At 55.7% G+C, this 316-nt stretch carries 1 protein-coding gene; it reads right to left on the bottom strand.

Annotated features, from left to right (window positions below; all coding sequences use genetic code 11):
* A partial coding sequence (locus EN874_RS33995) for a hypothetical protein (protein WP_189396757.1) occupies positions 1–316 on the bottom strand: 316 nt, incomplete at both ends.

Here is a 316-nt window from a genome sequence, read left to right as displayed (position 1 = left end):
GCTCGATATTGCCAGATGCAGTTCGCGTGTCGAATTCCTGTGTCAGGCTGGACTCTTTGATGCGACATGCCAGGGCACGCATTGCGCGTGCGACCGGATACATCTTGATGCGTTCGAACTCCCTCGCTTGCGCCTCGGCGAGGGCCGCGCATCGTTCGCGTTCGGCGATTTCAGGACAAAGATTTTCGGCAGTGTATTCCATGTTGGATTTCTCCATCGCGTTGTCTGCCGCTAAACTCCGATTAAAGTTCCCCGTTCCATTAAAGTGGCCGCTTGCCACGTTTTTCGATAAGCGCTCGCGCTGACCGGCCTCGAT

Source organism: Mesorhizobium sp. M1D.F.Ca.ET.231.01.1.1 (assembly GCF_003999155.2).
Lineage (GTDB): Bacteria > Pseudomonadota > Alphaproteobacteria > Rhizobiales > Rhizobiaceae > Mesorhizobium.
This window is presented reverse-complemented; position numbering and strand designations above follow the sequence as displayed.